Raw genomic sequence first — 23,134 nt, 5'->3', positions numbered from 1 at the left:
CCCTTGCCAGTAACGCGTTACTCGTCCGGGTTTTCGGCGATGAAGCGTTCTGCGTCTTCTACCATCGACTTGGTGCCGACGAAGAATGGCGCGCGCTGGTGCAGTTTCACCGGCGTGATGTCCAGAATGCGATTTTTGCCGTCGCTGGCCTTGCCGCCGGCCTGTTCGGCCAGGAACGCCATCGGGTTGCATTCGTACAGCAGGCGCAGCTTGCCTTGCGGGTGGCTGGCGGTGCTTGGGTAGATGTAGATGCCGCCTTTCAGCAGGTTGCGGTGGAAATCCGCCACCAGAGAACCGATGTAGCGCGAGGTATAAGGGCGCTGCGTCGCTTCGTCCTGCTCCTGGCAGTACTTGATGTATTTCTTCACGCCGAGAGGGAACTTGATGTAGTTGCCTTCGTTGATGGAATACATGTTGCCGCTCGCCGGGAAGCGCACTTTCTCGTGAGAGAGACAGAACACGCCCAGAGACGGATCGTATGTGAAGGCGTGGACGCCGTAACCGGTGGTGTACACCAGCATGGTGGACGAGCCGTAAACCACGTAACCCGCTGCGACCTGGGCGCTGCCCGGCTGCAGGAAGTCTTCTTCGGTCACCGGCGTGCCGACCGGCGTGATGCGACGATAGATAGAGAAAATCGTACCGACCGAGACGTTGACATCGATGTTGGACGAGCCGTCCAACGGATCCATCAATACGACATACTTGGCATTTTCAGCTCGCTCGCCGTCGAATATCACGATTTCATCTTCTTCTTCGGAAGCGATCCCCGCAACTTCACCACGCGCTTTCAACGCCGCTTTCAGTTTTTCGTTCGCGTACAGGTCCAGTTTCATCTGAACTTCGCCCTGTACGTTGGACACCCCGCTGGTTCCCAGAATATCAACCAGGCCGGCCTTGTTGATGTCGCGGTGGATGATTTTGGCGCCCAGTTTAATTGCAGAAAGTAACGCGGTCAGCTCGCCGGTGGCGTGAGAGAAGTCGTGCTGTTTCTCGACGATAAATTCGCCTAACGTTTTCATGACACAATCCCTGAATCTACGGATGGATAGCGGCCTGTTAACAAACCGCCAACGTTTTCGCGTGCAGTGTAGCCCAAAGATGCGCGCCATTCATAGGCAAATCCATTTCTTCTGGACGATTCTGAGCGTTAGAATATGCCGACATTCGATGCACTCACATGAGAAACCTATGCGCATTCACATTCTTGGGATCTGTGGCACCTTTATGGGCGGGCTGGCGATGCTGGCGCGCTCACTGGGGCATGACGTCACCGGTTCGGACGCCAACGTCTATCCGCCGATGAGCACGCTGCTGGAGAACCAGGGGATCGATCTGATTCAGGGTTATGATCCCGCCCAGCTGGATCCGGCGCCGGATCTGGTGATCATCGGCAACGCCATGACGCGCGGCAACCCGTGCGTGGAGGCGGTGCTGGAGCGCGGTATCCCTTACGTTTCCGGCCCGCAGTGGCTGCACGACGCCGTGTTGCGCGATCGCTGGGTACTGGCGGTCGCCGGCACCCACGGCAAAACCACCACCGCCGGCATGGCGACCTGGATCCTCGAGGCCTGCGGCTACCAGCCCGGCTTCGTCATCGGCGGCGTGCCGGGCAACTTCGACGTATCGGCCCGCCTCGGCGGCAGCCCGTTCTTCGTGATCGAGGCCGACGAGTATGACTGCGCGTTCTTCGACAAACGCTCCAAGTTCGTGCACTACAGCCCGCGCACGCTGATCATGAACAACCTGGAGTTCGACCACGCCGATATTTTCGACGATCTGAAAGCCATCCAGAAACAGTTCCACCACCTGGTGCGTCTGGTGCCGGGCAAAGGCAAAATCATCCTGCCGGACAACGACAGCCACCTGAAGCAGGTGATGGCGATGGGCTGCTGGAGCGAACAGGAGCTGGTGGGCGAAGAGGGCGCCTGGCGTGCGCAGAAGCTGACGCCGGACGCCAGCCATTACGCGGTGTTCCTCGACGGTGAGCAGGTCGGCGAAGTGAAGTGGGCGCTGGTGGGCGAGCACAACATGCATAACGGCCTGATGGCCATCGCCGCGACTCGCCACGTCGGCGTGCAGCCGGCGGACGCCTGCCGCGCGTTGGGCGATTTCATCAACGCCCGCCGCCGCCTGGAGCTGCGTGGCGAAGCCAACGGCGTCACGGTTTACGACGATTTCGCGCACCACCCGACGGCGATCCTGGCCACTCTGGCCGCGCTGCGCGGCAAGGTCGGCGGTACGGCGCGCATTCTGGCGGTGCTGGAACCGCGATCCAACACCATGAAAATGGGCATCAGCAAAAACGATCTGGCGCCTTCGCTCGGCCGTGCCGACGAAGTGTTCCTGTTCCAGCCGCACCACATTCCGTGGCAGGTCGCGGAAGTGGCGGATGCCTGCGTGCAGCCGGCGCATTGGAGTGCGGATCTCGACACGCTGGTGGACATGGTGGTGAAAACCGCACAGCCGGGCGACCACATTCTGGTGATGAGCAACGGCGGTTTCGGCGGTATTCACGATCGCTTGCTGGACGCGCTGGCGAAAAAGCAGGAACCGAAGGTGACCTACTGATCGCTTAGCCGCATAAGCCAACCTAAGGGCCGCATTCGCGGCCTTTTTTACGCCCATAAAAAAGCCCTCGCGAGCGAGGGCAACGGGGTTCGTCGGATAGGACGACGAGAGGGTCTCTGGGAAATCGGCGTTTGCGTCAGAACTCGGCAGTGGCAGTGACGAGGGTAATCAGCTCTGCAAAGCCGTTCCCAGAGTTGTTATTTGTAAATCTCGGCGGTGGCGTGGTAGTTGCCTTCGTTACGGGCTTCGATCACGCGGTAGGCGGTCGCGCCTTTCGCGTCGGCTTTCTCCGACAACGCCTGGCGAATGTCGGTCGGCGCGCCGTCGATGCCGCTGACGGTAATGGTGCCGATAGATTGCAGATTGGCGGTCTGATCGTTAGTCACCAACTGGGCGGCAGACGCGCCGAAGGAGATGACGGACAGCAAACCGAGTGCAGCAACAGTAGTTTTCATGTTCATGATAGCGATCCTTGGTCATAACAGCCTGGAAGGGCTTGGCAGCGATTTTTATTCTTGAAGGCCGTTATGACAGCGTTTGATTCCAGAGATGTATTGCCCGTTGCCGGGTAATGCCGTTACTTATTTGTAGATTTCAGCGGTCGCGTGGAAGTTGCCGTCGTTGCGCGCTTCGATTACGCGGTAAGCGGTCGCCCCTTTGGCGTCGGCTTTGTCGGACAGTGCCTGGCGAATGTCGGAAGGCGCAGCGGCGACGCCGCTCACGGTGATCACACCGGCGGGCTGCAGTTTTGCGGCCTGGGTTGCATCAACAGATTGTGCTGCGAATGCACCAAAGGAAAGCATGGACAGAACGCTCAGGGTTGCAACGGTAGCTTTAATTTTCATCATCTCACCTCATCGTATTCTTTTATCAGTTCCAACGAACTGTGATTCAGTTCACGAAAATGAGTATACAGCTAGTAACGCGAAAAATTAATAGTTCGCTAACAGTTGCTAGTGAAACTTTAACCTCATGATCCTTATTTTTTATAACCGTAAGGAATAAAAAACGCTCATAAAACGATCTTTTGATGTTAAATTTATGTAATTTCAATAAGGTAAGTGATTTTGACCAAAAGTGCGGAAGATCACAGTGGGTACTGCTGGTTACATGGAGATGTCATGGAAATGTGTTGTTGCGGGATAAAAAAGCAGTGTTAAACGCGGTTGAAGGCTGGGAAGGTAACGCGAGGGTTAAAGAAGCGCTAACAAAATGCGGTTTACAGCCGCACTTTGTTAGCGCCAGGTTTCACAGCTCTTGTTCGAACACGCTCAAGATCGCTTCATGCAGCTTCTGAGCGGTAAAGCCGTTGGACGGGGTGACGAAAATCGTGTCGTCGCCGGCAATTGTGCCGAGGATACCCTGGGATTTACCCAGTGAGTCGAGCAGGCGGGCGATCAGCTGTGCGGCGCCCGGGCTGGTGTGGATCACCACGACGGCATCGTTATGGTCGACGTCGAGCACCAGATTCTTCAATGGGCTGGTGGTGGTCGGCACGCCGAGTTCGGCAGGAAGGCAATACACCATTTCCATTTTGGCATTGCGCGTACGTACCGCGCCGAACTTGGTCAGCATGCGCGATACTTTGGATTGGTTAATGTTTTCGAAGCCTTCTTCTTGCAGCGCCAAAACGATCTCGCCTTGAGAACTGAATTTTTCTTCTTTCAATAACGCTTTGAACGTCTTGATCAGATCTTCCTGTTTTGCGGGATTACGCATTTTGCACCGTGGAATGTTGATAGTGGAAGTCATGATTATGCATATAGATGAATTTTTATGCAACAAAGGCCGCCCCAAAGAAAATAAAAATGACCGGACGGCGAGGAAAGGGCGGCATTTTAACAAAATCCGGCCGCGATGAATATGCCCTTTTGACGACGGAAAATCGGCCTGCTGTGGTAAATAAAATGTTATTAAAATGATGTTGTTCTGATGTTGCGTAAGGGTGTAATGTAACGGCCGGTTAACTTGCTCGTGAATAACCTCGCACTATTTTTGATTAGTGTGCGCTATGCCCTTCATGCGTAAGCGATTTAATCTAAAATGGGCGCGACAGCGGCCGTTTTATTACACCTGCAGGCAAGAATTGGCTAATTTATTGTTTTGAAAGGTGTAATAACTTAAGGTCCGTAACCAACACATTCACGGCGCTTTATATATTTAAGATAATAAAGGAGTATAGGATGAAAGTTGCAGTTCTCGGTGCTGCTGGCGGTATCGGCCAGGCCCTCGCCCTTCTACTCAAAACCCAGCTTCCTTCAGGTTCTGAACTCTCTCTCTACGACATTGCCCCCGTTACCCCAGGCGTTGCCGTCGACTTAAGCCACATCCCAACCGCAGTTAAAATCAAAGGCTTCAGCGGCGAAGACGCGACTCCGGCTCTGCACGGTGCGGACGTGGTGCTGATTTCCGCCGGCGTGGCCCGTAAGCCAGGCATGGATCGCTCTGACCTGTTCAACGTTAACGCCGGCATCGTGCGTAACCTGATTGAGCAAGTGGCGAAAACCTGCCCGAAAGCCTGCATCGGCATCATCACCAACCCGGTTAACACCACGGTCGCCATCGCGGCGGAAGTGCTGAAAAAAGCCGGCGTTTACGACAAGAACAAACTGTTCGGCGTGACTTCGCTGGATATCATCCGTTCCAATACCTTCGTGGCCGAGCTGAAAGGCAAGCAGCCTGAAGAACTGAACGTGCCGGTGATCGGCGGCCACTCTGGCGTGACCATCCTGCCTCTGCTGTCGCAGATCCCTGGCGTGAGCTTCACCGATCAGGAAGTGGCGGATCTGACCAAACGTATTCAGAACGCCGGCACTGAAGTGGTGGAAGCCAAAGCCGGCGGCGGGTCTGCAACGCTGTCCATGGGCCAGGCGGCCGCCCGTTTCGGTCTGTCTCTGGTGCGTGCGCTGCAGGGCGAGAAAGGCGTTGTGGAATGCGCTTACGTTGAAGGCGACGGCAAATACGCTCGCTTCTTCGCGCAGCCGCTGGTGCTGGGCAAGAACGGCGTTGAAGAACGCAAAGATATCGGCACCCTGAGCGCCTTCGAGCAGAAAGCACTGAACGAGATGCTGGACGTGCTGCATAAAGATATCGAACTGGGCGAGAAGTTCATCAATAACTGATCGACACCGATAGTCAGCCGATAAACGCCGCCGGACGCTGTTCCGGCGGTTTTTTTTGCTCCGCGTTCACGATTTGATGCGTGCTTTGCGATCCAGCAGGCAATCGCTGTGCGGATCGTAATAGCGGCTTGGCCAGATCTCCGAAGGGTGGATGCCTATCGCTTCGGCGATCAGCCATTCCCCCTTTGGCCACGGGCGCGACAGCGCATTGGCCAGCGTCGATGAGCTTAATCCGGCCTTGCGCGACACTGCCGCCAGCGTGGTGCCCTGCTTGCGTAGCGCCGCGATGATATCTGCCGGATGCCAATCTGGGTTCCTTGAATTCATGTTTACATTCCTTTTCTGATTAGCCAAAGTTGCGTTAGTGGTATAACTAACGGGTCATGGTTAAGCGTTTGAACAACGTGAAACGCTTATTCGGAAACAAGAATACCATTAAATTTCCTAAAAAATACCCAAGTAATTTCCAAAAAACGACATTGCCCACTATTGCCCACTATTGCCCAGAGATGATGGCTATGAAAAACGAGTGGTTTGCCGCCAAGGAACTGACAGGCATCGCAGGATTACCTTCCTCACCACAGGGAATCAATCTGATGGCCCGACGCGAAGGCTGGATCAGCCGCAGGCGTAAAGGCGTGCAGGGAAAAGCGTTGGAGTACCATATCGACAGCCTGCCTCCAGGCGTGCGTAACCTGCTGGCGCTGAAAGAAGACGGGGCGGCATATGACGTAGAACGCCAGGATCCGTTGGCGGTCTGGATCGAGTATTACTACCATTTGACGGAGAGCGAGCGCGAGAAAATGGTGGCTTTCCTGATGCGGGAAGGGATTGGCGGCCTGCTGGCGCGTATCGACGAAGAGAGCAATACCTAGGCAGGCCCGCGTGGGCGGGCCTGATGAATGTATTTAGAAATTAAAATTTCTTAAAAATCGCGTTGTACCGCCAAATGGGCCAGGCCCTCCAGCGCTGTACGGTGCTCTGATGCCGGCAAGACCTGCAGCGCGGCGATCGCCTTGTCGGCTTCTTCCTCGGCGCGTTTGCGGGTGTATTCCAGCGAACCGCATTGCTGCATCGCCTGCAGCACCGGCTCCAACAGGTGGCGGCCGTTGCCTTGCTCAATCGCGCCGCGGATCATGTCACGCTGGGCGTCGTCGCCGTTGTGCATCGCGTGCAGCAGCGGCAGGGTCGGTTTCCCTTCGTTCAGATCGTCGCCGGTGTTTTTGCCCAGCGTGCTGCCGTCGGCGCTGTAGTCGAGCAGATCGTCGATCAGCTGGAAAGCGGTGCCGAGGTAGCGGCCATAATCTTGCAGCGCCTGTTCTTGCTCAGCGCTGGCGCCGGACAGGATCGCCGACGATTGCGCCGCCGCTTCAAACAGACGGGCGGTTTTGCTGTAGATCACCCGCATATAACTTTCTTCGCTGATGTCGGGATCGTGCACGTTCATCAACTGCAGCACTTCACCTTCGGCGATGACGTTGACCGCCTCCGACATCAGCGCCAGCACGCGCAGGGATTCCAGGCTGGTCATCATCTGAAAGGCGCGGGTATAGATAAAGTCGCCGACCAGCACGCTGGCGGCGTTGCCGAACGCCGCGTTGGCGGTGGCTTTGCCGCGGCGCATGTCCGATTCGTCGACGACGTCGTCATGCAACAACGTGGCGGTATGAATGAATTCGATCAGGGCGGCGACGGTGACGTGCTTGTTGCCTTCGTAGCCCAACGCCCGCGCCGCCAGGACGGCGATCATCGGCCGGATGCGCTTACCGCCACCGCTGATAATGTAATAGCCAAGCTGATTGATGAGCGTGACATCGGAATTCAGCTGTTCGAGAATTGTTGCGTTCACGGCCGCCATATCTTGCGCGGTTAACTCGGTAATTTGCTCTAGGTTCATTGTGTTTTTTTCAGCTGTGTTTCTCTTCACCGCGTTGAGATCGCTGCTCACATCGGTACATGGCGGTAACTGTCCCTATGATTGTACTTGAAAAACGGTTCAGATAAACGCCACGAAAGAAACTGCGCTTTTTTTCTTCTTTTTTCTCCTTCTGGTCTTATTCTGCTCTTGTCATGCGCCGCTTTTTTGCGTAGAATTCGCGCCCTATTGTGAATATTTATAGCGCGCTCTGAACTAACACAGTCGGGCACGCGGAAAGCGGAGTTTTATATGTACGCGGTTTTCCAAAGTGGTGGTAAACAACACCGAGTAAGCGAAGGTCAGACCGTTCGCTTGGAAAAGCTGGACATCGCAACTGGTGAAGCGGTTGAGTTTGACCAGATTCTGATGATCGCTAATGGCGAAGATATCAAAATCGGCGTTCCTTTCGTCGATGGCGGCAAGATCAAAGCTGAAGTCGTTGCTCACGGTCGTGGCGAGAAAATTAAAATCGTTAAGTTTCGTCGTCGTAAACACCACCGTAAGCAGCAGGGCCACCGTCAGTGGTTCACTGACGTTAAAATCACCGGCATCAGCGCTTAAGTTAGGAGAGCGGATTAATGGCACACAAAAAGGCTGGCGGCTCGACTCGTAACGGTCGCGATTCAGAAGCTAAACGTCTGGGCGTAAAACGCTTTGGCGGCGAAGCAGTACTGGCAGGCAGCATCATCGTTCGTCAGCGCGGCACCAAATTCCACGCTGGTACCAACGTGGGTTGCGGCAAAGACCACACTCTGTTTGCTTTGAAAGACGGTAAAGTCAAATTCGAAGTTAAAGGCCCGAGCAATCGTAAATTCATCAGCATCGAAGCTGAATAATTTTTCGAGCCTTACGAAATAGATGTAAGCCCCGCAATTCGTTGCGGGGCTTTTTACATTTATGGGTTGCCTGAGGGTTGGCCCGTCAGCGTTGGCGAAGGTGATATGGATACGAAGCAGCAGGTCGGCGTTGGCATTTCTCTGGCGTTAACCACGGCGGTTTGCTGGGGCGCGTTGCCGATCGCGATGAAAGAAGTGTTGGTGGTGATGGAGCCGTTTACCGTTGTCTGGTATCGCTTTACCATGGCCGCCATCGGTTTGGGCGTGATCCTTGCGGTGCGCGGCAAGCTGCCGCCGCTGACGATGTTCCGCCAGCCGCGTTGGCTGCTGCTGTTGGCGATCGCGACGGCGGGGCTGCTGGGCAACTTTGTGTTCTTCAGCTCCTCGCTGCAATACCTGAGCCCGACGGCGTCGCAGGTGATTGGCCAGCTGTCGCCAGTCGGTATGATGTTCGCCAGCGTGCTGATTTTAAAAGAACGCATGCGCATCACCCAGGTCATTGGCGCCCTGATGCTGATTTGCGGGCTGATGCTGTTTTTCAACGTCAGTCTGATAGAGATCTTCACCCGGCTGACGGACTACACGCTGGGCGTCATGCTGGGCGTGTGCGCGGCGATGGTCTGGGTGAGCTATGGCGTGGCGCAGAAGGTGTTGCTGCGCCGGCTGGCTTCGCCGCAGATCCTGGTTATGTTGTACACTTTATGTGCGATTGCATTGTTCCCTCTGGCCAAACCCGAGGTGATTTTCCAGCTTAGCGGCTGGCAATTGGCGTGCCTGCTGTTTTGCGGCGCCAACACGCTGATCGGCTATGGCGCGCTGGCGGAAGCGATGGCGCGCTGGCAGGCGGCGCAGGTGAGCGCGTTGGTTACGCTGACCCCGCTGTTTACCCTGCTGTTTTCAGATTTATTGGCGCTGGCTTGGCCCCAGGCATTCGCCATGCCGACGCTGAACATCGTCGGCTATGTCGGTGCGTTTGTGGTTGTGGCGGGCGCCATGTTTTCCGCAATTGGTCACCGGTGGTGGCCGCGACGGGCAGACCCCCCCCTGGTTGCTCCTTTGAAGCAGCCCGGTGAATGATTTACGGAGACGGTAAATGAAGTTTGTAGATGAAGCAGCGATTCTGGTCGTTGCAGGCGACGGCGGCAACGGGTGCGTCAGCTTCCGCCGCGAAAAATATATCCCGAACGGTGGGCCTGACGGCGGTGACGGCGGCGACGGCGGCGACGTCTACCTGCTGGCGGACGAGAACCTTAACACCCTGATCGACTACCGCTTTGAGAAGTCTTTCCGCGCCGAACGCGGCCAGAATGGCCAGAGCCGCGACTGTACCGGCAAACGCGGTAAAGACGTCATCATCAAGGTGCCGGTCGGCACGCGCGTGAAGGATCAGGGCACCGGCGAGATCCTCGGCGACATGACCCGCCACGAGCAGAAACTGATGGTCGCCAAAGGCGGCTGGCACGGTCTGGGCAACACCCGTTTCAAATCTTCGGTCAACCGCGCGCCGCGTCAGAAGACGCTGGGTACCGCCGGCGAAGCGCGTGACCTGTTGCTGGAGCTGTTGCTGCTGGCCGATGTGGGCATGCTGGGGCTGCCGAACGCCGGCAAATCGACCTTCATCCGCGCGGTGTCCGCCGCCAAGCCGAAGGTGGCCGATTATCCGTTTACCACGCTGGTGCCGAGCCTGGGCGTGGTGCGCATGGATCACGAGCAGAGCTTTGTGGTCGCCGACATTCCGGGGCTGATCGAGGGCGCCTCCGAAGGCGCCGGCCTGGGTATTCGTTTCCTGAAACACCTGGAGCGTTGCCGCGTGCTGCTGCACCTGGTGGACATCGCGCCGATCGACGAATCCGATCCGGTGGAAAACGCCAAAGTCATCATCAACGAGTTGAACCAATACAGCGAAAATCTGGCGCAGAAGCCGCGCTGGCTGGTGTTCAACAAAATTGATGTGATTGGTGAGGAAGAAGCCGCCGAACGCGCCAAGGCGATTGTGGAAGGCATGGGCTGGGAAGGGAAGTACTACATGATCTCCGCCGCCAACCGTGAAGGCGTCAACGCGCTGTGCTGGGACGTGATGAACTTCATCAACACCCAGCCGAAAGCGATGGCGATCGAAGAAAGCGCACCGGAAAAAGTCGAATTCATGTGGGATGACTACCACCGCGAGCAAATCGCGGAAGTGGAAGCCGAAGCGGAAGATGACTGGGATGACGACTGGGACGAAGACGACGACGAAGGCGTCGAAATCATTTACCAGAAGTAATTCGGTGATAAAGGGCTCAGCAACGCTGGGCCCTTATTATTTGAGCGCCTTTTCCGGCAGCCAGCACTGGGCATTCAGGCCGCGCGCATCGCGGCGGTTTTCCAGCGTCAAACGCCCCTGGTGCAGTTGCGCGATGCGGATCACGATATTCAGGCCCAGTCCGCTGCCGCCGTAGCGTTGATCCATGCGGCGAAACGCCTGCGTCAGCTCCCCGACCATTTCTTCCTTGATTCCCGGGCCATCGTCGATGACCTGCAGCAGATAGCCATTGTCTTGCGGCGTTAACCGCACCTGTATCGCGCCGCCTTCCGGGCCGTAACGGTGAGCGTTTTCGACCAGGTTGCGCAGCAGAAGCCGCAGCAACACCGGATCGCCGTTCACTGTGGCAGCAGCCGGCAATTGCCAGCCCAGCGTCTGCCCGCGTTGGGCGGCCATTTCGTCGAGCTCTTCGCGCAGCGGCTGGATCACATCGGCCACCCAATCGAAATGCTGATAATGGCCGCTGGCGAAGTCTTGCCCGGCGCGCGACAGCATCAGCAACTGCTCGACGGTATGCATCAGCTGATCGATGCGGGCGATCAGCGCCTGGCTGCCCTTGACGCCCTGTTTTTCCATCAATTCCAGATGCAGGCGGATGCCGGCCAGCGGCGTGCGCAGTTCGTGGGCGGCGTCGGCGGTGAACAGGCGTTCCTGTTGAATGGTGTTGTCCAACCGTGAGAACAGCTGATTGAGCGCATTGGTGACGGCCACCATTTCCTGGCTATCGCTGGTGATCGGCAGCGGCGTCAGGTTATCGGCAGAGCGCTTTTCCAGCCGCTGTTGCAGTTGGTTGAGTGGGCGGATGATCCAGCTGATAGCCCAGAATGACGCCAACAGGGTGACGATCATCATGATCAGCGAAGGCGCCAACAGCGATGCGATGGCTTCGGCGATCTCGGTATCGACGCGTTCGGTACGCACTTTGGCGGAGAGGGTTTCGTCCACCAGGAAGCTGATCTGCTCCTGGCTTTCGTGCCACAGCCAGAAGGCGCTGATGAGTTGCGTGACCAGCAGGATCAGCGCCAGCATCAGCAGCAGGCGGCGGCGCATGCTGATCATGACGAGGGTTCCAGGCGGTAGCCGATGCCGCGCACGGTGCGAATGCGATCCTTGCCCAGTTTGCGGCGCAGGTTGTGAATATGCACTTCCAGGGTGTTGGAACCTAAATCATCTTGCCAGGTGTAGAGATCCTGCTGCAGGAGTTCGCGGTTGACCGTCTGCCCGGCACGCATGATCAGGCGCGCCAGAATGGCGAACTCTTTCGGCGTGACCTCCACCGGCTGCTGTTGCAGATAGACCTGCTGGCTGGAGAGATTCAACTGCAGGTCATCCACCTGCATCAGATTGTCGCTGTGGCCCTGGTAGCGCCGCAGGAGAGCGCGCACGCGCGCCTGTAGCTCAACCAGCGCGAAGGGTTTGACCAGGTAGTCGTCGGCGCCGGCGTCCAGCCCATCGACGCGGTCTTCCAGGGCGTCGCGGGCGGTCAGGATCAGCACCGGCAGATCGATCTGCTGGCGGCGCCACTGCCGCAGCAGCGCTGCGCCGTCCATGTCCGGCAGGCCGAGATCCAGGATCACCATGCTGTATTGGCTGGTGATGAGCAGGCTGCCGGCCTCCGCCGCTGTGGCGGCGCAGTCGCACACGTAGCCTTCACCGGTCAGCGCCAGCGCCAGCCCTTGTTGCAGCAGTTCATCATCTTCAACGACCAGCAGCTTCATGGCGATCCTCAGTTGTTTTGGTAAATATCCCGATACAGGCGGCTTTCGAAACGCACCAGCGGCGCGCGGCGCTGTTTCTGATCTTCCGGCGGCACGGCGTAGCCGGAGAGATACTGCACGAAGGCCATGCGCTGGCCGCTGGCGGTAGTGATGAAGCCCGCCAGGTTGTAGACGCCCTGCAGCGCGCCGGTCTTGGCCGACACCTTGCCGTCTACGCCAGCCTCATGCAGGCCGCCGCGGTAGCGCAGGGTGCCATCATAGCCGGACAGCGGCAGCATCGAGATAAAGTTCAGCTCGTTGTCGTGCTGCGCGATGTACTGCAGCGCCTGCATCATGGTCGCCGGGGCCAGCAGGTTGTGGCGCGACAGGCCGGAACCGTCGGCGATGATGGTGTTGCCCAGATCGATGCCGGCCTTCTGGCGCAGCACCTGCCGTACCGCATCGGAACCTGCTCGCCAGGTGCCCGGCACGCCGAAGCGTTCGTGGCCGATGGTGCGGAAGACGGTATCGGCGATCATGTTGTCCGATTTCTTCAGCATGATTTTCAACAGATCGTGCAGCGGCGCCGACTGGGTTTGCGCGATCACCGTGCCGGTGATGCCGGGGCGCGTCTGGCGTTTCAAATGCCCGTCGATCTGGATGTCGGCCTGCTTCAGCTCGTCTTTCAGGATGGCGCCCGCATAGCTGGCACCGTCCTGGATGGCGAAGGCCAACGGCAGCGGTTCGCTGCGCTGCGTCAGACAGCCGGTCAGGGTAAAGCGGTTCAGCTCGCCCGGCACCACGTCCAGCTCGCAGTACTGCGCGTCTGCGGAGCCGCGCGCCAGGGTGCGCACCTGGCTAAACATATTGACCGGATAATAGGAGGCGACGCGGATAAACGCCATGTCGCCCGGATTCGGCGCGCTGTACAGCGAGACCGAGAAGCAGTTGCGATCGACAATGGCGGCGGCCGGCGGCGCGCTGAAGCACTGCGTCAGATCGTTCCACGGCCAGCCGGGCGCCTTGTCATGGCTGGCGAAGACCGAGGTATCGACCAGCACGTCGCCGCTGATTTGGCGCACGCCCTGCTTTTTCAGGACGGCCACCATATTGCGCAGGCTCTGGCGTTTGAAGGTCGGATCGCCGCTGAAGCGGACAATCAGGTTGCCGCGCAGCACGCCGTCGCGGATATCGCCCTGGCTCTCCAGCGTGGTGGTGAAACGGTAATCGGGCCCGAGTTGCAATAGCGCAGCCAGCGCCGTCAGCACTTTTTGGGTACTGGCCGGCAGCGCCATCTGCTGAGAGTGGTAATCGATCGTCGGCGCGCTGGCGCCGATCTTCTGAACGACCAGGGCAAGGTTGGCCCCATCAGGCAGATATTGTGTGTACTCTTCAACCGGGGCCGCATTCGCATTCAGAACAAATGCGCAAGCCAATGCACTGACAATTCGTGAAAAACGCATAATCTCGGGATAACAGCTGGATAACGTGCCGTCATACTACGGTGCAATCAGGGAAAAAGTAAACGATGACCCTCAAGGAACTCTAGGCTAAAATGCGTATCAAAATGCAAAACCGATCTTGGCTTGGGCTCCGTTCCGAGTCAGGTTTCTTTTGTTTGTCGCCTGGAGGCGGGGGGCGGTATGCCAACCGTGTTTTCATACGAATACGTCAGGATGACGGTTATTTGAACAGGAAAGATTTAGAGGTATTTATACGATGAACCAAATTCCGATGACCTTGTTTGGCGCTGAAAAACTGCGCGAAGAGCTCGAATATCTGAAAAGCGTGCGCCGCCCGAAAATCATTGCGGATATCGCTGAAGCGCGTGAACACGGCGACTTGAAAGAAAATGCCGAGTACCATGCCGCCCGCGAACAGCAGGGTTTCTGCGAAGGCCGCATTCAGGAAATCGAAGCCAAACTGTCCAATGCGCAGGTGATCGATATCACCAAGATGCCGAACACCGGTCGGGTGATCTTCGGCGCCACCGTATCGGTGATGAATCTGGACAGTGAAGAAGAAGTGACTTACCGCATCGTTGGCGACGATGAGGCCGATTTCAAGAAAAATCTGATTTCGGTAAACTCGCCGATGGCGCGCGGCCTGATTGGCAAAGAGCAAGACGATGTGGTGGTAATCAAAACCCCAGGCGGCGACGTGGAATACGAGATCCTGAAGGTCGAGTATCTCTGATCGAGGCCGTTGGTCATTAATGCGCCAACGTTTTGTAAAGATAGGAAAAAGGCCGCAAGCGGCCTTTTATCTTGGTCAGGCGCATGGCACCTTTTCGTTAACCTGATGGTTATTAACGCGGTAGACTGATCTTGCGCTCTTTCGACGGGCGGTAAAGAATAAGCGTACTGCCGATAACTTGCACATTGCAGGCGCCCGTTTCACGCACGATAGCGTCGGCGATCAGGGTCTTGGTTTCGCGATCTTCAGCGGCGATTTTTACCTTGATCAGCTCATGATGCTCCAGAGCCTGTTCAATTTCAGCCAGCACCCCTTCGGTAAGACCGTTATTGCCCAGCATCACCACCGGTTTTAACGGATGCGCCAGGCCTTTCAGGTGCTGTTTTTGTTTATTATTCAGATTCATTGTCTTTTTTGCTTAAGTTGGGATTGAAAACGGTACATTCTACCGCCATCTCATGTATATCACCAAATCGGTCTTCACCGGTGTGAGTCTACGTGAGCAGCGACCCTGACATAAGACTCTTTTTATGATAGTTGGAAAACGAGATGGCTAATAAAAAGCGTTCGGCTAGCTCCAGTCGCTGGTTACAAGAACACTTTAGCGATAAATATGTACAGCAGGCGCAGAAAAAGGGACTGCGTTCCCGTGCCTGGTTTAAACTTGATGAAATACAGCAGAGCGACAAACTGTTCAAACCGGGCATGACCGTGGTTGACCTGGGCGCCGCACCGGGCGGCTGGTCGCAGTATGTGGTCACCCAAATCGGCGGTACCGGGCGCATCATCGCCTGTGATATTTTGCCAATGGATCCTATCGTTGGCGTCGATTTCCTTCAGGGCGATTTTCGTGATGAACTGGTGCTGAAGGCACTGTTGGAACGAGTAGGCGAGAGTAAGGTTCAGGTGGTCATGTCCGATATGGCCCCGAATATGAGTGGCACCCCGGCGGTCGATATTCCAAGGTCGATGTATCTGGTGGAGTTGGCGCTGGATATGTGTCGTGATGTCCTCGCACCAGGCGGAAGTTTCCTGGTGAAGGTGTTCCAGGGAGATGGCTTTGACGAGTACCTACGGGAAATTCGCTCCCTGTTTACGAAGGTTAAGATTCGTAAGCCAGACGCTTCCCGCGCCCGTTCGCGCGAAGTGTACATTGTAGCGACAGGGCGCAAACTGTAGTACCCTAACGCTGTTTGTTAACACAGTTGTAAGATGAGGTTAATCCCTTGAGTGACATGGCGAAAAACCTAATTCTCTGGTTAGTCATCGCGGTAGTGTTGATGTCTGTATTCCAGAGCTTTGGGCCCAGCGAGTCGAATGGCCGTAGGGTGGATTACTCTACCTTCATGTCCGAACTGACCCAGGACCAGGTTCGCGAAGCGCGAATCAACGGACGTGAAATTAACGTTACCAAGAAAGACAGTAACAAATACACGACCTACATCCCTGTCAACGATCCTAAGTTGCTGGATACGTTGTTAACGAAGAATGTGAAAGTTGTCGGCGAGCCGCCTGAAGAGCCGAGCCTGCTGGCTTCTATCTTTATCTCCTGGTTCCCGATGCTGTTACTGATCGGGGTCTGGATCTTCTTTATGCGGCAAATGCAGGGCGGCGGCGGCAAGGGCGCGATGTCCTTCGGCAAGAGCAAGGCCCGCATGCTGACGGAAGACCAGATCAAGACCACTTTCGCCGATGTCGCCGGGTGTGACGAAGCGAAAGAAGAGGTGAGCGAACTGGTGGAATACCTGCGCGAACCGAGCCGTTTCCAGAAGCTGGGCGGCAAGATCCCGAAAGGCGTGCTGATGGTTGGCCCGCCGGGGACCGGTAAAACGCTGTTGGCGAAAGCGATCGCCGGCGAAGCGAAGGTGCCGTTCTTCACCATTTCCGGTTCCGACTTCGTCGAAATGTTCGTCGGCGTGGGCGCATCCCGCGTGCGTGACATGTTCGAACAAGCGAAGAAAGCCGCGCCGTGCATCATCTTCATCGATGAAATCGACGCCGTCGGCCGCCAGCGTGGCGCCGGCCTGGGTGGCGGTCACGATGAGCGCGAGCAGACCCTGAACCAGATGCTGGTTGAGATGGACGGTTTCGAAGGCAACGAGGGCATCATCGTCATCGCGGCCACCAACCGTCCGGACGTGCTTGACCCCGCGCTGCTGCGCCCGGGTCGTTTCGACCGTCAGGTCGTGGTCGGGCTGCCGGATGTGCGTGGCCGTGAGCAGATCCTGAAGGTGCACATGCGCCGCGTGCCGTTGGCTGCCGACATCGACGCCTCCGTCATTGCGCGCGGTACGCCGGGCTTCTCCGGTGCCGATCTGGCCAACCTGGTCAACGAAGCGGCGCTGTTCGCCGCCCGCGGCAACAAGCGCGTGGTGTCGATGGTGGAGTTCGAGAAAGCCAAAGACAAGATCATGATGGGTGCGGAACGCCGCTCCATGGTAATGACCGAAGCGCAGAAAGAGTCGACCGCGTATCACGAAGCGGGTCACGCCATCATTGGCCGCCTGGTTCCTGAACATGATCCGGTACATAAAGTGACGATCATTCCTCGTGGCCGTGCGCTTGGCGTGACCTTCTTCCTGCCGGAAGGGGATGCGATCAGCGCTAGCCGTCAGAAGCTGGAGAGCCAAATCTCCACCCTGTACGGCGGCCGTCTGGCGGAAGAGATCATCTACGGGCCGGAAAAAGTCTCTACCGGTGCGTCGAACGACATCAAAGTGGCGACCTCCATCGCCCGCAACATGGTGACCCAATGGGGCTTCTCCGAGAAGCTGGGGCCGCTGCTGTATGCGGAAGAAGAGGGTGAAGTGTTCCTGGGCCGCTCCGTGGCCAAGGCGAAGCACATGTCGGATGAAACCGCGCGTATCATCGACCAGGAAGTGAAGTCGCTGATCGAACGCAACTACACGCGTGCTCGCTCGCTGCTGATGGAAAACATGGACATCCTGCACTCGATGAAGGATGCGCTAATGAAGTATGAAACCATCGATGCGCCGCAGATCGACGATCTGATGAACCGCAAAGACGTGCGTCCTCCGGCGGGCTGGGACGATGCGAACAAAGGCAACAGCTCCGACAACGGCGGCACCCCGAAAGCCCCGACGCCGGTAGATGAGCCGCGCACCCCAACGCCGGGCAACACCATGTCCGAACAGCTCGACAAGTAACAACGGCTGTGTAATAACATCAAACCCCGGTACGCCGGGGTTTTTTTTTGCCCGGCGGGCAGTGAACCAGGCAACAGTAAGGTGGACCAACATGCAGTTAACCGTGCGCGACATGACGCTCAATCTCTCCCATCCTCAGGTGATGGGCATCCTCAACGTGACACCGGATTCGTTTTCCGACGGCGGCCGCCACAACACCCTGAACCAGGCGCTGGTGCATGCGCATGCGCTGATTTCGGCCGGCGCCACGATGATCGACGTCGGCGGCGAATCGACAAGGCCGGGGGCGGCGGAGGTGAGCGAAGAGGAGGAGCTTGAGCGGGTCGTGCCAGTGGTGGAAGCGCTGGCGCAGCGCTTCGAGGTCTTTATCTCGGTCGATACCTCGAAGGCGGGTGTGATCCGCGAATCGGCGCAGGCCGGCGCCCATCTGATCAACGACATCCGTTCGCTGCAGGAGCCGGGCGCCCTGGCGGCGGCGGCGGAAAGCGGCCTGCCGGTCTGCCTGATGCACATGCAGGGGCAGCCGCGCACCATGCAGCAGGCTCCGCACTACGACGATCTGATCGCCGACGTTCAGGCGTTTTTCGAACACCATATCCGGCGCTGTAACGAGGCGGGGATAACAAATCAGAAATTGCTGCTCGACCCCGGCTTCGGTTTCGGTAAAAATTTGGCGCACAACTATCAGCTTCTGGCTCGGTTGTCGGAGTTTCATCGTTTTGGTTTGCCGCTGTTGGTCGGCATGTCGCGCAAATCGATGATTGGACAACTGCTGAACGTGCCGCCGGATCAACGGGTTATCGGCAGCGTGGCCTGCGCGGTGATCGCGGCGATGCAGGGTGCGCAGATTGTCAGAGTGCATGACGTTAAAGAAACCGTCGAGGCGATGCGTGTCGTCGAGGCAACACTTTCAGCTAAGGGACAGTAGAGACATGAGCGAGCGCAAATATTTTGGCACCGACGGCATCCGTGGCAAGGTCGGGGACAGCCCCATCACGCCGGACTTCGTGCTGAAGCTGGGCTGGGCGGCCGGTAAAGTGCTGGCGCGTCACGGTTCCCGCAAGATCATCATCGGTAAGGATACGCGCATCTCCGGCTATATGCTGGAGTCCGCGCTGGAAGCCGGTCTGGCGGCCGCCGGATTGTCCGCCTCCTTCACCGGGCCGATGCCTACGCCGGCGGTGGCTTATTTGACGCGTACCTTCCGCGCCGAAGCGGGCATTGTCATTTCCGCCTCGCATAACCCGTTCTACGACAACGGCATCAAATTCTTCTCGATCGACGGCGCCAAGCTGCCGGACAACGTCGAAGAGGCAATTGAAGCCGAGATGGAAAAACCGCTGACTTGCGTGGAGTCCGCCGAACTGGGTAAAGCCAGCCGCATCATCGACGCCGCCGGCCGCTATATCGAATTCTGCAAAGGCACCTTCCCGAGCGAGCTGAGCCTGAAAGGGCTGAAAATCGTGGTCGACTGCGCCAACGGCGCGACTTACCACATCGCGCCGAGCGTGCTGCGCGAACTGGGCGCTACGGTGATCGCCATCGGCGTTGAGCCGGACGGCATGAACATCAACGAGAAATGCGGCGCTACCGATGTGCGTCAGTTGCAGGAGCGCGTGCTGCAGGAAAAAGCGCACGTTGGCCTGGCGTTCGACGGCGACGGCGACCGCGTGATGATGGTGGATCACCTGGGCAATAAGGTGGACGGCGATCAGATCCTGTACATCATCGCCCGCGAAGGCCTGCGCCAGGGTCAGCTGCGCGGCGGCGCGGTCGGCACCCTGATGAGCAATATGGGGCTGGAGCTGGCGCTGAAACAGCTGGGCATTCCGTTCGCTCGCGCCAAAGTGGGCGACCGTTACGTGCTGGAGAAGCTGCAGGAGCTGGGCTGGCGCATCGGTGCGGAAAACTCCGGCCATGTGATCTTGCTGGACAAAACCACCACCGGCGACGGCATCGTGGCTGGGTTGCAGGTGCTGACCGCCATGGTGCGTAACCACATGAGCCTGCATGACCTGTGCAGCGGCATGAAGCTGTTGCCGCAGATCCTGGTCAACGTGCGTTTCGCCGGCGATCACAATCCGCTGGAGTCCGAAGCGGTGCGTAAGGTCACCGAACAGGTGGAAGCCGAGCTGGCCGGCCGCGGCCGGGTGCTGCTGCGCAAATCGGGCACTGAACCGCTGATCCGCGTGATGGTGGAGGGTGAGGACGAGCAGCAGGTGACCGCGCTGGCGCATCGCATCGCCGATGCGGTGAAATCCGCAGGTTAAAACAGACAGTTAGCCGCCGGGCTTGGCATCGCTGAGCCCGAACAGGCGATTGTTGGCGTTTTTTTCCGCAAACGCGCCGGCGGCTGCAAATTGCCCTTGCGCGGGTTGGCGGCTTTGGTTAGTATTCACACCCGCTTCAGTAGGCAGTTTATAAACACGCCTGCTTGATGAGTGTGAAGCATTTGGCATGCGGTGAGGCCGCAAGGATACGGGTACTACTATGTACGAAGCTCTTCTGGTAATTTTCCTGCTGATTTCAATCGGGCTGGTTGCTCTGATTATGTTGCAGCAAGGTAAAGGCGCTGATATGGGAGCCTCTTTCGGAGCAGGTGCATCAGGCACGTTGTTCGGTTCGAGTGGTTCCGGTAACTTTATGACCCGCATGACTGCTGTATTGGCGACGCTGTTCTTCGTCATCAGCCTGATTCTGGGCAACCTCAGCAGCAACCAAAGCAAGAAAGGCAGCGAGTGGGAAAACCTCGGTCAGCCGGTGAAAACTGAGCAGACAACCGCGCCGGCAGCACCTGCCAAGCCGAGCAGCGACATCCCGCAGTAAGCCGCAAAAAGTTTGTAAACGGTGGTTGTGAACTCGAAAGAACAACGGCCGTTAGCAGTAAGAATCAGTACCGAGGTGGTGGAATTGGTAGACACGCTACCTTGAGGTGGTAGTGCCCTAACGGGCTTGTGGGTTCGAGTCCCATCCTCGGTACCAAATCCCAGAGATAACTTGCAATTTTGCGATTATCGGCGTAGTATTTGCCACGTTTTCGGACGCGGGGTGGAGCAGCCTGGTAGCTCGTCGGGCTCATAACCCGAAGGTCGTCGGTTCAAATCCGGCCCCCGCAACCACTTTCCTTTAAGTGTTTATTTTCAAATACACTTTTCGATTGAAACCCGCTTTTCTCGATCAACATTTGAAAATGACACTTGCTCGAAAGTTGTACCGAGGCCGCCTAGCGGCAAACAGGGTCCAGTTGCATAAAGCCCCGATTTTTCGGGGTTTTTTGTTATTTGGCAACAGAATCACTGGGCTATTTAGCCCTTTTTTTATGTCTTGGGGGTGGGCTTGTCCACATTAGAGCAACAGTTAACAGAGATGCTTTCGGCACCCGTAGAAGCGTTGGGCTTTGAGCTTGTAGGCATCGAATTCATTCGTGCGCGCCAATCGACGCTCCGCATCTATATTGATAGTGACAACGGCATCAATGTTGATGATTGCGCTGATGTCAGCCACCAGGTCAGCGCTGTATTGGACGTCGAAGATCCAATCACGGTCGCTTACAACTTGGAAGTCTCCTCTCCTGGCCTTGATCGCCCGATGTTCACCGCAGAGCACTATACGCGTTTCCTCGGTGAAGAAGTCAGCCTGGTCCTGCGCATGGCGGTACAGAACCGTCGCAAGTGGCAGGGTATTATCAAGTCTGTCGAAGGCGAGATGATCACGGTTACTGTGGAAGGGAAAGATGAAGTGTTCGCGCTGAGCAACATCCAGAAAGCGAACCTGGTACCCCACTTTTAAAGTTTGGAAGAGGCAACTAGGATGAACAAAGAGATTCTGGCTGTTGTTGAAGCAGTTTCCAATGAAAAATCCCTTCCGCGCGAGAAGATTTTCGAAGCGCTGGAAACTGCATTAGCCACCGCAACCAAGAAAAAATACGAGCAGGAAATCGACGTGCGCGTCAGCATTGACCGCAGAACCGGCGATTTCGATACCTTCCGCCGTTGGGTCGCCGTAGACGAAGTGACGCAGCCGACGCGTGAAATCACGCTGGAAGCCGCTCAGTTTGAAGATCCGAGCATCGAGCTCGGCGGCTACGTCGAAGATCAAATCGAATCCGTGACCTTCGACCGCATCACCACCCAAACCGCCAAGCAGGTTATCGTGCAGAAAGTGCGCGAGGCCGAGCGCGCGATGGTGGTTGACGCTTTCCGTGAACATGAAGGCGAGATCGTCACCGGCGTGGTGAAGAAAGTGAACCGTGACAGCATCGCGCTGGATCTGGGCAACAACGCCGAAGCGGTGATTGGCCGTGAAGACATGTTGCCGCGCGAAAACTTCCGTCCGGGCGACCGCATTCGCGGCGTACTGTACGCCGTGCGTCCTGAAGCCCGCGGCGCGCAGCTGTTCGTCAGCCGTTCCAGCCCGGAAATGCTGAAAGAACTGTTCCGCATCGAAGTGCCGGAAATCGGCGAAGAAGTGATTGAAATTAAAGCGGCAGCCCGCGATCCTGGCTCCCGTGCGAAAATTGCAGTGAAAACCAACGACAAGCGCATCGACCCGGTCGGCGCCTGCGTAGGTATGCGCGGTGCGCGCGTTCAGGCCGTGTCGAGCGAGCTCGGCGGCGAACGCATCGACATCATCCTGTGGGATGATAATCCAGCGCAATTCGTCATCAACGCCATGGCGCCGGCCGACGTCGCGTCGATCGTGGTAGATGAAGATAACTGCACCATGGATATCGCCGTTGAAGCCAGCAACCTGGCACAGGCGATCGGCCGTAACGGCCAAAACGTGCGTTTGGCTTCCCAACTGCTGAAACAACACCGCGGCGACGATCGTTGGGAACTGAACGTGATGACGGCGGACGACCTGCAGGCCAAGCACCAGGCCGAGGCTCATGCCGCTATTGATACCTTCACCAAGTATCTTGATATCGACGAAGATTTCGCCACCGTACTGGTTGAAGAAGGCTTCTCCACGCTGGAAGAGCTGGCCTACGTGCCGATCAAAGAGCTGTTGGAAATCGACGGTCTGGATGAAGATACGGTTGAAGCATTGCGCGAACGCGCCAAAGCTGCATTGACCACGCTGGCCCTGGCACAAGAAGAAAGCCTGGGCGACAACAAACCGGCCGACGATTTGCTCAACCTGCCGGGTCTTGAGCGCAGCATGGCCTTTAAACTGGCCGCGCGTGGGGTTTGTACGCTGGAAGATCTTGCCGAGCAGGGTGTTGACGATCTGGCTGATATTGAAGGGCTTAGCGACGAGCAAGCCGGCGAGCTGATCATGGCTGCGCGCAATATCTGTTGGTTTGGCGACAACGCGTAATAA

Annotated in this window: 25 protein-coding genes and 2 tRNA genes; 17 read left to right on the top strand and 10 right to left on the bottom strand. The window is 57.2% G+C overall.

What is annotated here, in order from left to right:
• Positions 1 to 17: 17 nt before the first annotated feature.
• Positions 18 to 1,022, bottom strand: coding sequence for a class 1 fructose-bisphosphatase (fbp, locus tag ACMGF7_RS05870; protein WP_004933587.1), 1,005 nt, complete (start codon positions 1,020 to 1,022; stop codon positions 18 to 20).
• A 169-nt stretch (positions 1,023 to 1,191) separates the two neighbouring features.
• On the opposite strand from fbp, the gene mpl reads away from it, so the two are divergent.
• Positions 1,192 to 2,571: a UDP-N-acetylmuramate:L-alanyl-gamma-D-glutamyl-meso-diaminopimelate ligase gene (mpl, locus tag ACMGF7_RS05865; RefSeq protein ID WP_004933582.1), complete on the top strand. Its 1,380-nt coding sequence runs from the start codon at positions 1,192 to 1,194 to the stop codon at positions 2,569 to 2,571.
• A gap of 197 nt (positions 2,572 to 2,768) precedes the next feature.
• On the opposite strand, the gene yhcN (ACMGF7_RS05860) is transcribed toward mpl, so the two are convergent.
• From yhcN (ACMGF7_RS05860) to argR, 3 genes are all read right to left on the bottom strand, one after another.
• Positions 2,769 to 3,032, bottom strand: coding sequence for a peroxide/acid stress response protein YhcN (gene yhcN / locus ACMGF7_RS05860; protein ID WP_004933578.1), 264 nt, complete (start codon positions 3,030 to 3,032; stop codon positions 2,769 to 2,771).
• Positions 3,033 to 3,152: 120 nt separating this feature from the next.
• Positions 3,153 to 3,416 carry a peroxide/acid stress response protein YhcN gene (gene yhcN / locus ACMGF7_RS05855; protein WP_004933574.1) on the bottom strand — a complete coding sequence of 88 codons (264 nt, stop codon included), beginning with the start codon at positions 3,414 to 3,416 and terminating at the stop codon, positions 3,153 to 3,155.
• 403 nt (positions 3,417 to 3,819) lie between these two features.
• Positions 3,820 to 4,290 carry a transcriptional regulator ArgR gene (gene argR / locus ACMGF7_RS05850; protein WP_048796299.1) on the bottom strand — a complete coding sequence of 157 codons (471 nt, stop codon included), beginning with the start codon at positions 4,288 to 4,290 and terminating at the stop codon, positions 3,820 to 3,822.
• Between the two features lie 464 nt (positions 4,291 to 4,754).
• Between argR and mdh the strand changes: the two genes are divergently transcribed.
• Positions 4,755 to 5,693, top strand: coding sequence for a malate dehydrogenase (mdh, locus tag ACMGF7_RS05845; RefSeq protein ID WP_004933569.1), 939 nt, complete (start codon positions 4,755 to 4,757; stop codon positions 5,691 to 5,693).
• 66 nt (positions 5,694 to 5,759) lie between these two features.
• On the opposite strand, the gene ACMGF7_RS05840 is transcribed toward mdh, so the two are convergent.
• On the bottom strand, positions 5,760 to 6,020 hold the full coding sequence (locus ACMGF7_RS05840; RefSeq protein ID WP_004933567.1) for a helix-turn-helix domain-containing protein: 261 nt from the start codon (positions 6,018 to 6,020) through the stop codon (positions 5,760 to 5,762).
• Between the two features lie 191 nt (positions 6,021 to 6,211).
• Between ACMGF7_RS05840 and ACMGF7_RS05835 the strand changes: the two genes are divergently transcribed.
• Positions 6,212 to 6,568 (top strand): DNA-binding protein, encoded by a 357-nt coding sequence (locus tag ACMGF7_RS05835; protein WP_049243026.1) that lies wholly within the window; start codon positions 6,212 to 6,214, stop codon positions 6,566 to 6,568.
• Between the two features lie 50 nt (positions 6,569 to 6,618).
• Here ACMGF7_RS05835 and ispB read toward each other — a convergent pair whose 3' ends face one another.
• On the bottom strand, positions 6,619 to 7,590 hold the full coding sequence (gene ispB / locus ACMGF7_RS05830) for an octaprenyl diphosphate synthase (RefSeq protein ID WP_016929331.1): 972 nt from the start codon (positions 7,588 to 7,590) through the stop codon (positions 6,619 to 6,621).
• Positions 7,591 to 7,860: 270 nt separating this feature from the next.
• On the opposite strand from ispB, the gene rplU reads away from it, so the two are divergent.
• The 4 genes from rplU to cgtA all read left to right on the top strand — a co-directional run bounded on the left by rplU (position 7,861) and on the right by cgtA (position 10,713).
• A complete protein-coding gene (rplU, locus tag ACMGF7_RS05825) occupies positions 7,861 to 8,172 on the top strand; it encodes a 50S ribosomal protein L21 (RefSeq protein ID WP_004933561.1) in 312 nt (103 codons plus the stop codon).
• 17 nt (positions 8,173 to 8,189) lie between these two features.
• Positions 8,190 to 8,447 carry a 50S ribosomal protein L27 gene (rpmA, locus tag ACMGF7_RS05820; protein ID WP_004933559.1) on the top strand — a complete coding sequence of 86 codons (258 nt, stop codon included), beginning with the start codon at positions 8,190 to 8,192 and terminating at the stop codon, positions 8,445 to 8,447.
• Between the two features lie 105 nt (positions 8,448 to 8,552).
• Positions 8,553 to 9,524: a DMT family transporter gene (locus ACMGF7_RS05815; RefSeq protein ID WP_021504260.1), complete on the top strand. Its 972-nt coding sequence runs from the start codon at positions 8,553 to 8,555 to the stop codon at positions 9,522 to 9,524.
• Between the two features lie 16 nt (positions 9,525 to 9,540).
• The gene (gene cgtA / locus ACMGF7_RS05810; protein WP_004933553.1) at positions 9,541 to 10,713 is read left to right on the top strand and encodes an Obg family GTPase CgtA; all 1,173 of its coding nucleotides are present in this window, start codon (positions 9,541 to 9,543) and stop codon (positions 10,711 to 10,713) included.
• A 36-nt stretch (positions 10,714 to 10,749) separates the two neighbouring features.
• Here cgtA and pmrB read toward each other — a convergent pair whose 3' ends face one another.
• The 3 genes from pmrB to dacB are packed head-to-tail and all read right to left on the bottom strand — an operon-like array spanning position 10,750 to position 13,912.
• Positions 10,750 to 11,811: a two-component system sensor histidine kinase PmrB gene (pmrB, locus tag ACMGF7_RS05805; RefSeq protein ID WP_021504259.1), complete on the bottom strand. Its 1,062-nt coding sequence runs from the start codon at positions 11,809 to 11,811 to the stop codon at positions 10,750 to 10,752.
• Positions 11,808 to 12,470, bottom strand: a complete 663-nt coding sequence (pmrA, locus tag ACMGF7_RS05800; RefSeq protein WP_033631626.1) for a two-component system response regulator PmrA — start codon at positions 12,468 to 12,470, stop codon at positions 11,808 to 11,810. The genes pmrB and pmrA overlap by 4 nt, the downstream gene beginning before the upstream one ends.
• A gap of 8 nt (positions 12,471 to 12,478) precedes the next feature.
• The gene (dacB, locus tag ACMGF7_RS05795; protein WP_049243030.1) at positions 12,479 to 13,912 is read right to left on the bottom strand and encodes a serine-type D-Ala-D-Ala carboxypeptidase; all 1,434 of its coding nucleotides are present in this window, start codon (positions 13,910 to 13,912) and stop codon (positions 12,479 to 12,481) included.
• A gap of 256 nt (positions 13,913 to 14,168) precedes the next feature.
• Between dacB and greA the strand changes: the two genes are divergently transcribed.
• A complete protein-coding gene (greA, locus tag ACMGF7_RS05790; protein WP_004933539.1) occupies positions 14,169 to 14,645 on the top strand; it encodes a transcription elongation factor GreA in 477 nt (158 codons plus the stop codon).
• 112 nt (positions 14,646 to 14,757) lie between these two features.
• Here greA and yhbY read toward each other — a convergent pair whose 3' ends face one another.
• The gene (gene yhbY / locus ACMGF7_RS05785; protein WP_004933536.1) at positions 14,758 to 15,051 is read right to left on the bottom strand and encodes a ribosome assembly RNA-binding protein YhbY; all 294 of its coding nucleotides are present in this window, start codon (positions 15,049 to 15,051) and stop codon (positions 14,758 to 14,760) included.
• Positions 15,052 to 15,194: 143 nt separating this feature from the next.
• On the opposite strand from yhbY, the gene rlmE reads away from it, so the two are divergent.
• The 9 genes from rlmE (at position 15,195) to nusA (ending at position 23,131) form a co-directional block, all read left to right on the top strand.
• Positions 15,195 to 15,824 (top strand): 23S rRNA (uridine(2552)-2'-O)-methyltransferase RlmE, encoded by a 630-nt coding sequence (gene rlmE / locus ACMGF7_RS05780; RefSeq protein WP_004933533.1) that lies wholly within the window; start codon positions 15,195 to 15,197, stop codon positions 15,822 to 15,824.
• A gap of 56 nt (positions 15,825 to 15,880) precedes the next feature.
• Positions 15,881 to 17,812 (top strand): ATP-dependent zinc metalloprotease FtsH, encoded by a 1,932-nt coding sequence (ftsH, locus tag ACMGF7_RS05775; protein ID WP_004933529.1) that lies wholly within the window; start codon positions 15,881 to 15,883, stop codon positions 17,810 to 17,812.
• A 91-nt stretch (positions 17,813 to 17,903) separates the two neighbouring features.
• Positions 17,904 to 18,740, top strand: coding sequence for a dihydropteroate synthase (gene folP, locus ACMGF7_RS05770; RefSeq protein ID WP_049243033.1), 837 nt, complete (start codon positions 17,904 to 17,906; stop codon positions 18,738 to 18,740).
• A 4-nt stretch (positions 18,741 to 18,744) separates the two neighbouring features.
• A complete protein-coding gene (glmM, locus tag ACMGF7_RS05765; RefSeq protein ID WP_021504256.1) occupies positions 18,745 to 20,082 on the top strand; it encodes a phosphoglucosamine mutase in 1,338 nt (445 codons plus the stop codon).
• 220 nt (positions 20,083 to 20,302) lie between these two features.
• On the top strand, positions 20,303 to 20,638 hold the full coding sequence (secG, locus tag ACMGF7_RS05760; protein WP_004933519.1) for a preprotein translocase subunit SecG: 336 nt from the start codon (positions 20,303 to 20,305) through the stop codon (positions 20,636 to 20,638).
• A 69-nt stretch (positions 20,639 to 20,707) separates the two neighbouring features.
• Positions 20,708 to 20,794: transfer RNA gene (locus tag ACMGF7_RS05755), tRNA-Leu, on the top strand.
• A gap of 60 nt (positions 20,795 to 20,854) precedes the next feature.
• Positions 20,855 to 20,931 (top strand) — tRNA-Met (locus ACMGF7_RS05750).
• A 217-nt stretch (positions 20,932 to 21,148) separates the two neighbouring features.
• Positions 21,149 to 21,601 (top strand): ribosome maturation factor RimP, encoded by a 453-nt coding sequence (gene rimP / locus ACMGF7_RS05745; RefSeq protein WP_028127574.1) that lies wholly within the window; start codon positions 21,149 to 21,151, stop codon positions 21,599 to 21,601.
• A gap of 21 nt (positions 21,602 to 21,622) precedes the next feature.
• Entirely contained in the window at positions 21,623 to 23,131 is a 1,509-nt protein-coding gene (gene nusA / locus ACMGF7_RS05740) for a transcription termination factor NusA (protein WP_004933514.1), read from the top strand.
• Positions 23,132 to 23,134: the final 3 nt, after the last annotated feature.

The sequence above is a fragment of the Serratia sp. BNK-17 genome (assembly GCF_048684935.1).
GTDB lineage: Bacteria > Pseudomonadota > Gammaproteobacteria > Enterobacterales > Enterobacteriaceae > Serratia > Serratia nematodiphila.
This window is presented reverse-complemented; position numbering and strand designations above follow the sequence as displayed.

What these genes read in the sequence shown, in the direction of transcription:
- pmrB (WP_021504259.1), bottom strand. Translation starts at nt 11,811, where the DNA reads ATGATCAGCATGCGCCGCCGCCTGCTGCTGATGCTGGCGCTGATCCTG.
- pmrA (WP_033631626.1), bottom strand. Translation starts at nt 12,470, where the DNA reads ATGAAGCTGCTGGTCGTTGAAGATGATGAACTGCTGCAACAAGGGCTG.
- greA (WP_004933539.1), top strand. Translation starts at nt 14,169, where the DNA reads ATGAACCAAATTCCGATGACCTTGTTTGGCGCTGAAAAACTGCGCGAA.
- rlmE (WP_004933533.1), top strand. Translation starts at nt 15,195, where the DNA reads ATGGCTAATAAAAAGCGTTCGGCTAGCTCCAGTCGCTGGTTACAAGAA.
- rpmA (WP_004933559.1), top strand. Translation starts at nt 8,190, where the DNA reads ATGGCACACAAAAAGGCTGGCGGCTCGACTCGTAACGGTCGCGATTCA.
- yhcN (WP_004933578.1), bottom strand. Translation starts at nt 3,032, where the DNA reads ATGAACATGAAAACTACTGTTGCTGCACTCGGTTTGCTGTCCGTCATC.
- ACMGF7_RS05840 (WP_004933567.1), bottom strand. Translation starts at nt 6,020, where the DNA reads ATGAATTCAAGGAACCCAGATTGGCATCCGGCAGATATCATCGCGGCG.
- yhbY (WP_004933536.1), bottom strand. Translation starts at nt 15,051, where the DNA reads ATGAATCTGAATAATAAACAAAAACAGCACCTGAAAGGCCTGGCGCAT.
- folP (WP_049243033.1), top strand. Translation starts at nt 17,904, where the DNA reads ATGCAGTTAACCGTGCGCGACATGACGCTCAATCTCTCCCATCCTCAG.
- cgtA (WP_004933553.1), top strand. Translation starts at nt 9,541, where the DNA reads ATGAAGTTTGTAGATGAAGCAGCGATTCTGGTCGTTGCAGGCGACGGC.
- ACMGF7_RS05815 (WP_021504260.1), top strand. Translation starts at nt 8,553, where the DNA reads ATGGATACGAAGCAGCAGGTCGGCGTTGGCATTTCTCTGGCGTTAACC.
- mdh (WP_004933569.1), top strand. Translation starts at nt 4,755, where the DNA reads ATGAAAGTTGCAGTTCTCGGTGCTGCTGGCGGTATCGGCCAGGCCCTC.
- ACMGF7_RS05835 (WP_049243026.1), top strand. Translation starts at nt 6,212, where the DNA reads ATGAAAAACGAGTGGTTTGCCGCCAAGGAACTGACAGGCATCGCAGGA.
- mpl (WP_004933582.1), top strand. Translation starts at nt 1,192, where the DNA reads ATGCGCATTCACATTCTTGGGATCTGTGGCACCTTTATGGGCGGGCTG.
- fbp (WP_004933587.1), bottom strand. Translation starts at nt 1,022, where the DNA reads ATGAAAACGTTAGGCGAATTTATCGTCGAGAAACAGCACGACTTCTCT.
- ftsH (WP_004933529.1), top strand. Translation starts at nt 15,881, where the DNA reads ATGGCGAAAAACCTAATTCTCTGGTTAGTCATCGCGGTAGTGTTGATG.
- ispB (WP_016929331.1), bottom strand. Translation starts at nt 7,590, where the DNA reads ATGAACCTAGAGCAAATTACCGAGTTAACCGCGCAAGATATGGCGGCC.
- rplU (WP_004933561.1), top strand. Translation starts at nt 7,861, where the DNA reads ATGTACGCGGTTTTCCAAAGTGGTGGTAAACAACACCGAGTAAGCGAA.
- yhcN (WP_004933574.1), bottom strand. Translation starts at nt 3,416, where the DNA reads ATGAAAATTAAAGCTACCGTTGCAACCCTGAGCGTTCTGTCCATGCTT.
- dacB (WP_049243030.1), bottom strand. Translation starts at nt 13,912, where the DNA reads ATGCGTTTTTCACGAATTGTCAGTGCATTGGCTTGCGCATTTGTTCTG.
- secG (WP_004933519.1), top strand. Translation starts at nt 20,303, where the DNA reads ATGTACGAAGCTCTTCTGGTAATTTTCCTGCTGATTTCAATCGGGCTG.
- argR (WP_048796299.1), bottom strand. Translation starts at nt 4,290, where the DNA reads ATGCGTAATCCCGCAAAACAGGAAGATCTGATCAAGACGTTCAAAGCG.
- nusA (WP_004933514.1), top strand. Translation starts at nt 21,623, where the DNA reads ATGAACAAAGAGATTCTGGCTGTTGTTGAAGCAGTTTCCAATGAAAAA.
- glmM (WP_021504256.1), top strand. Translation starts at nt 18,745, where the DNA reads ATGAGCGAGCGCAAATATTTTGGCACCGACGGCATCCGTGGCAAGGTC.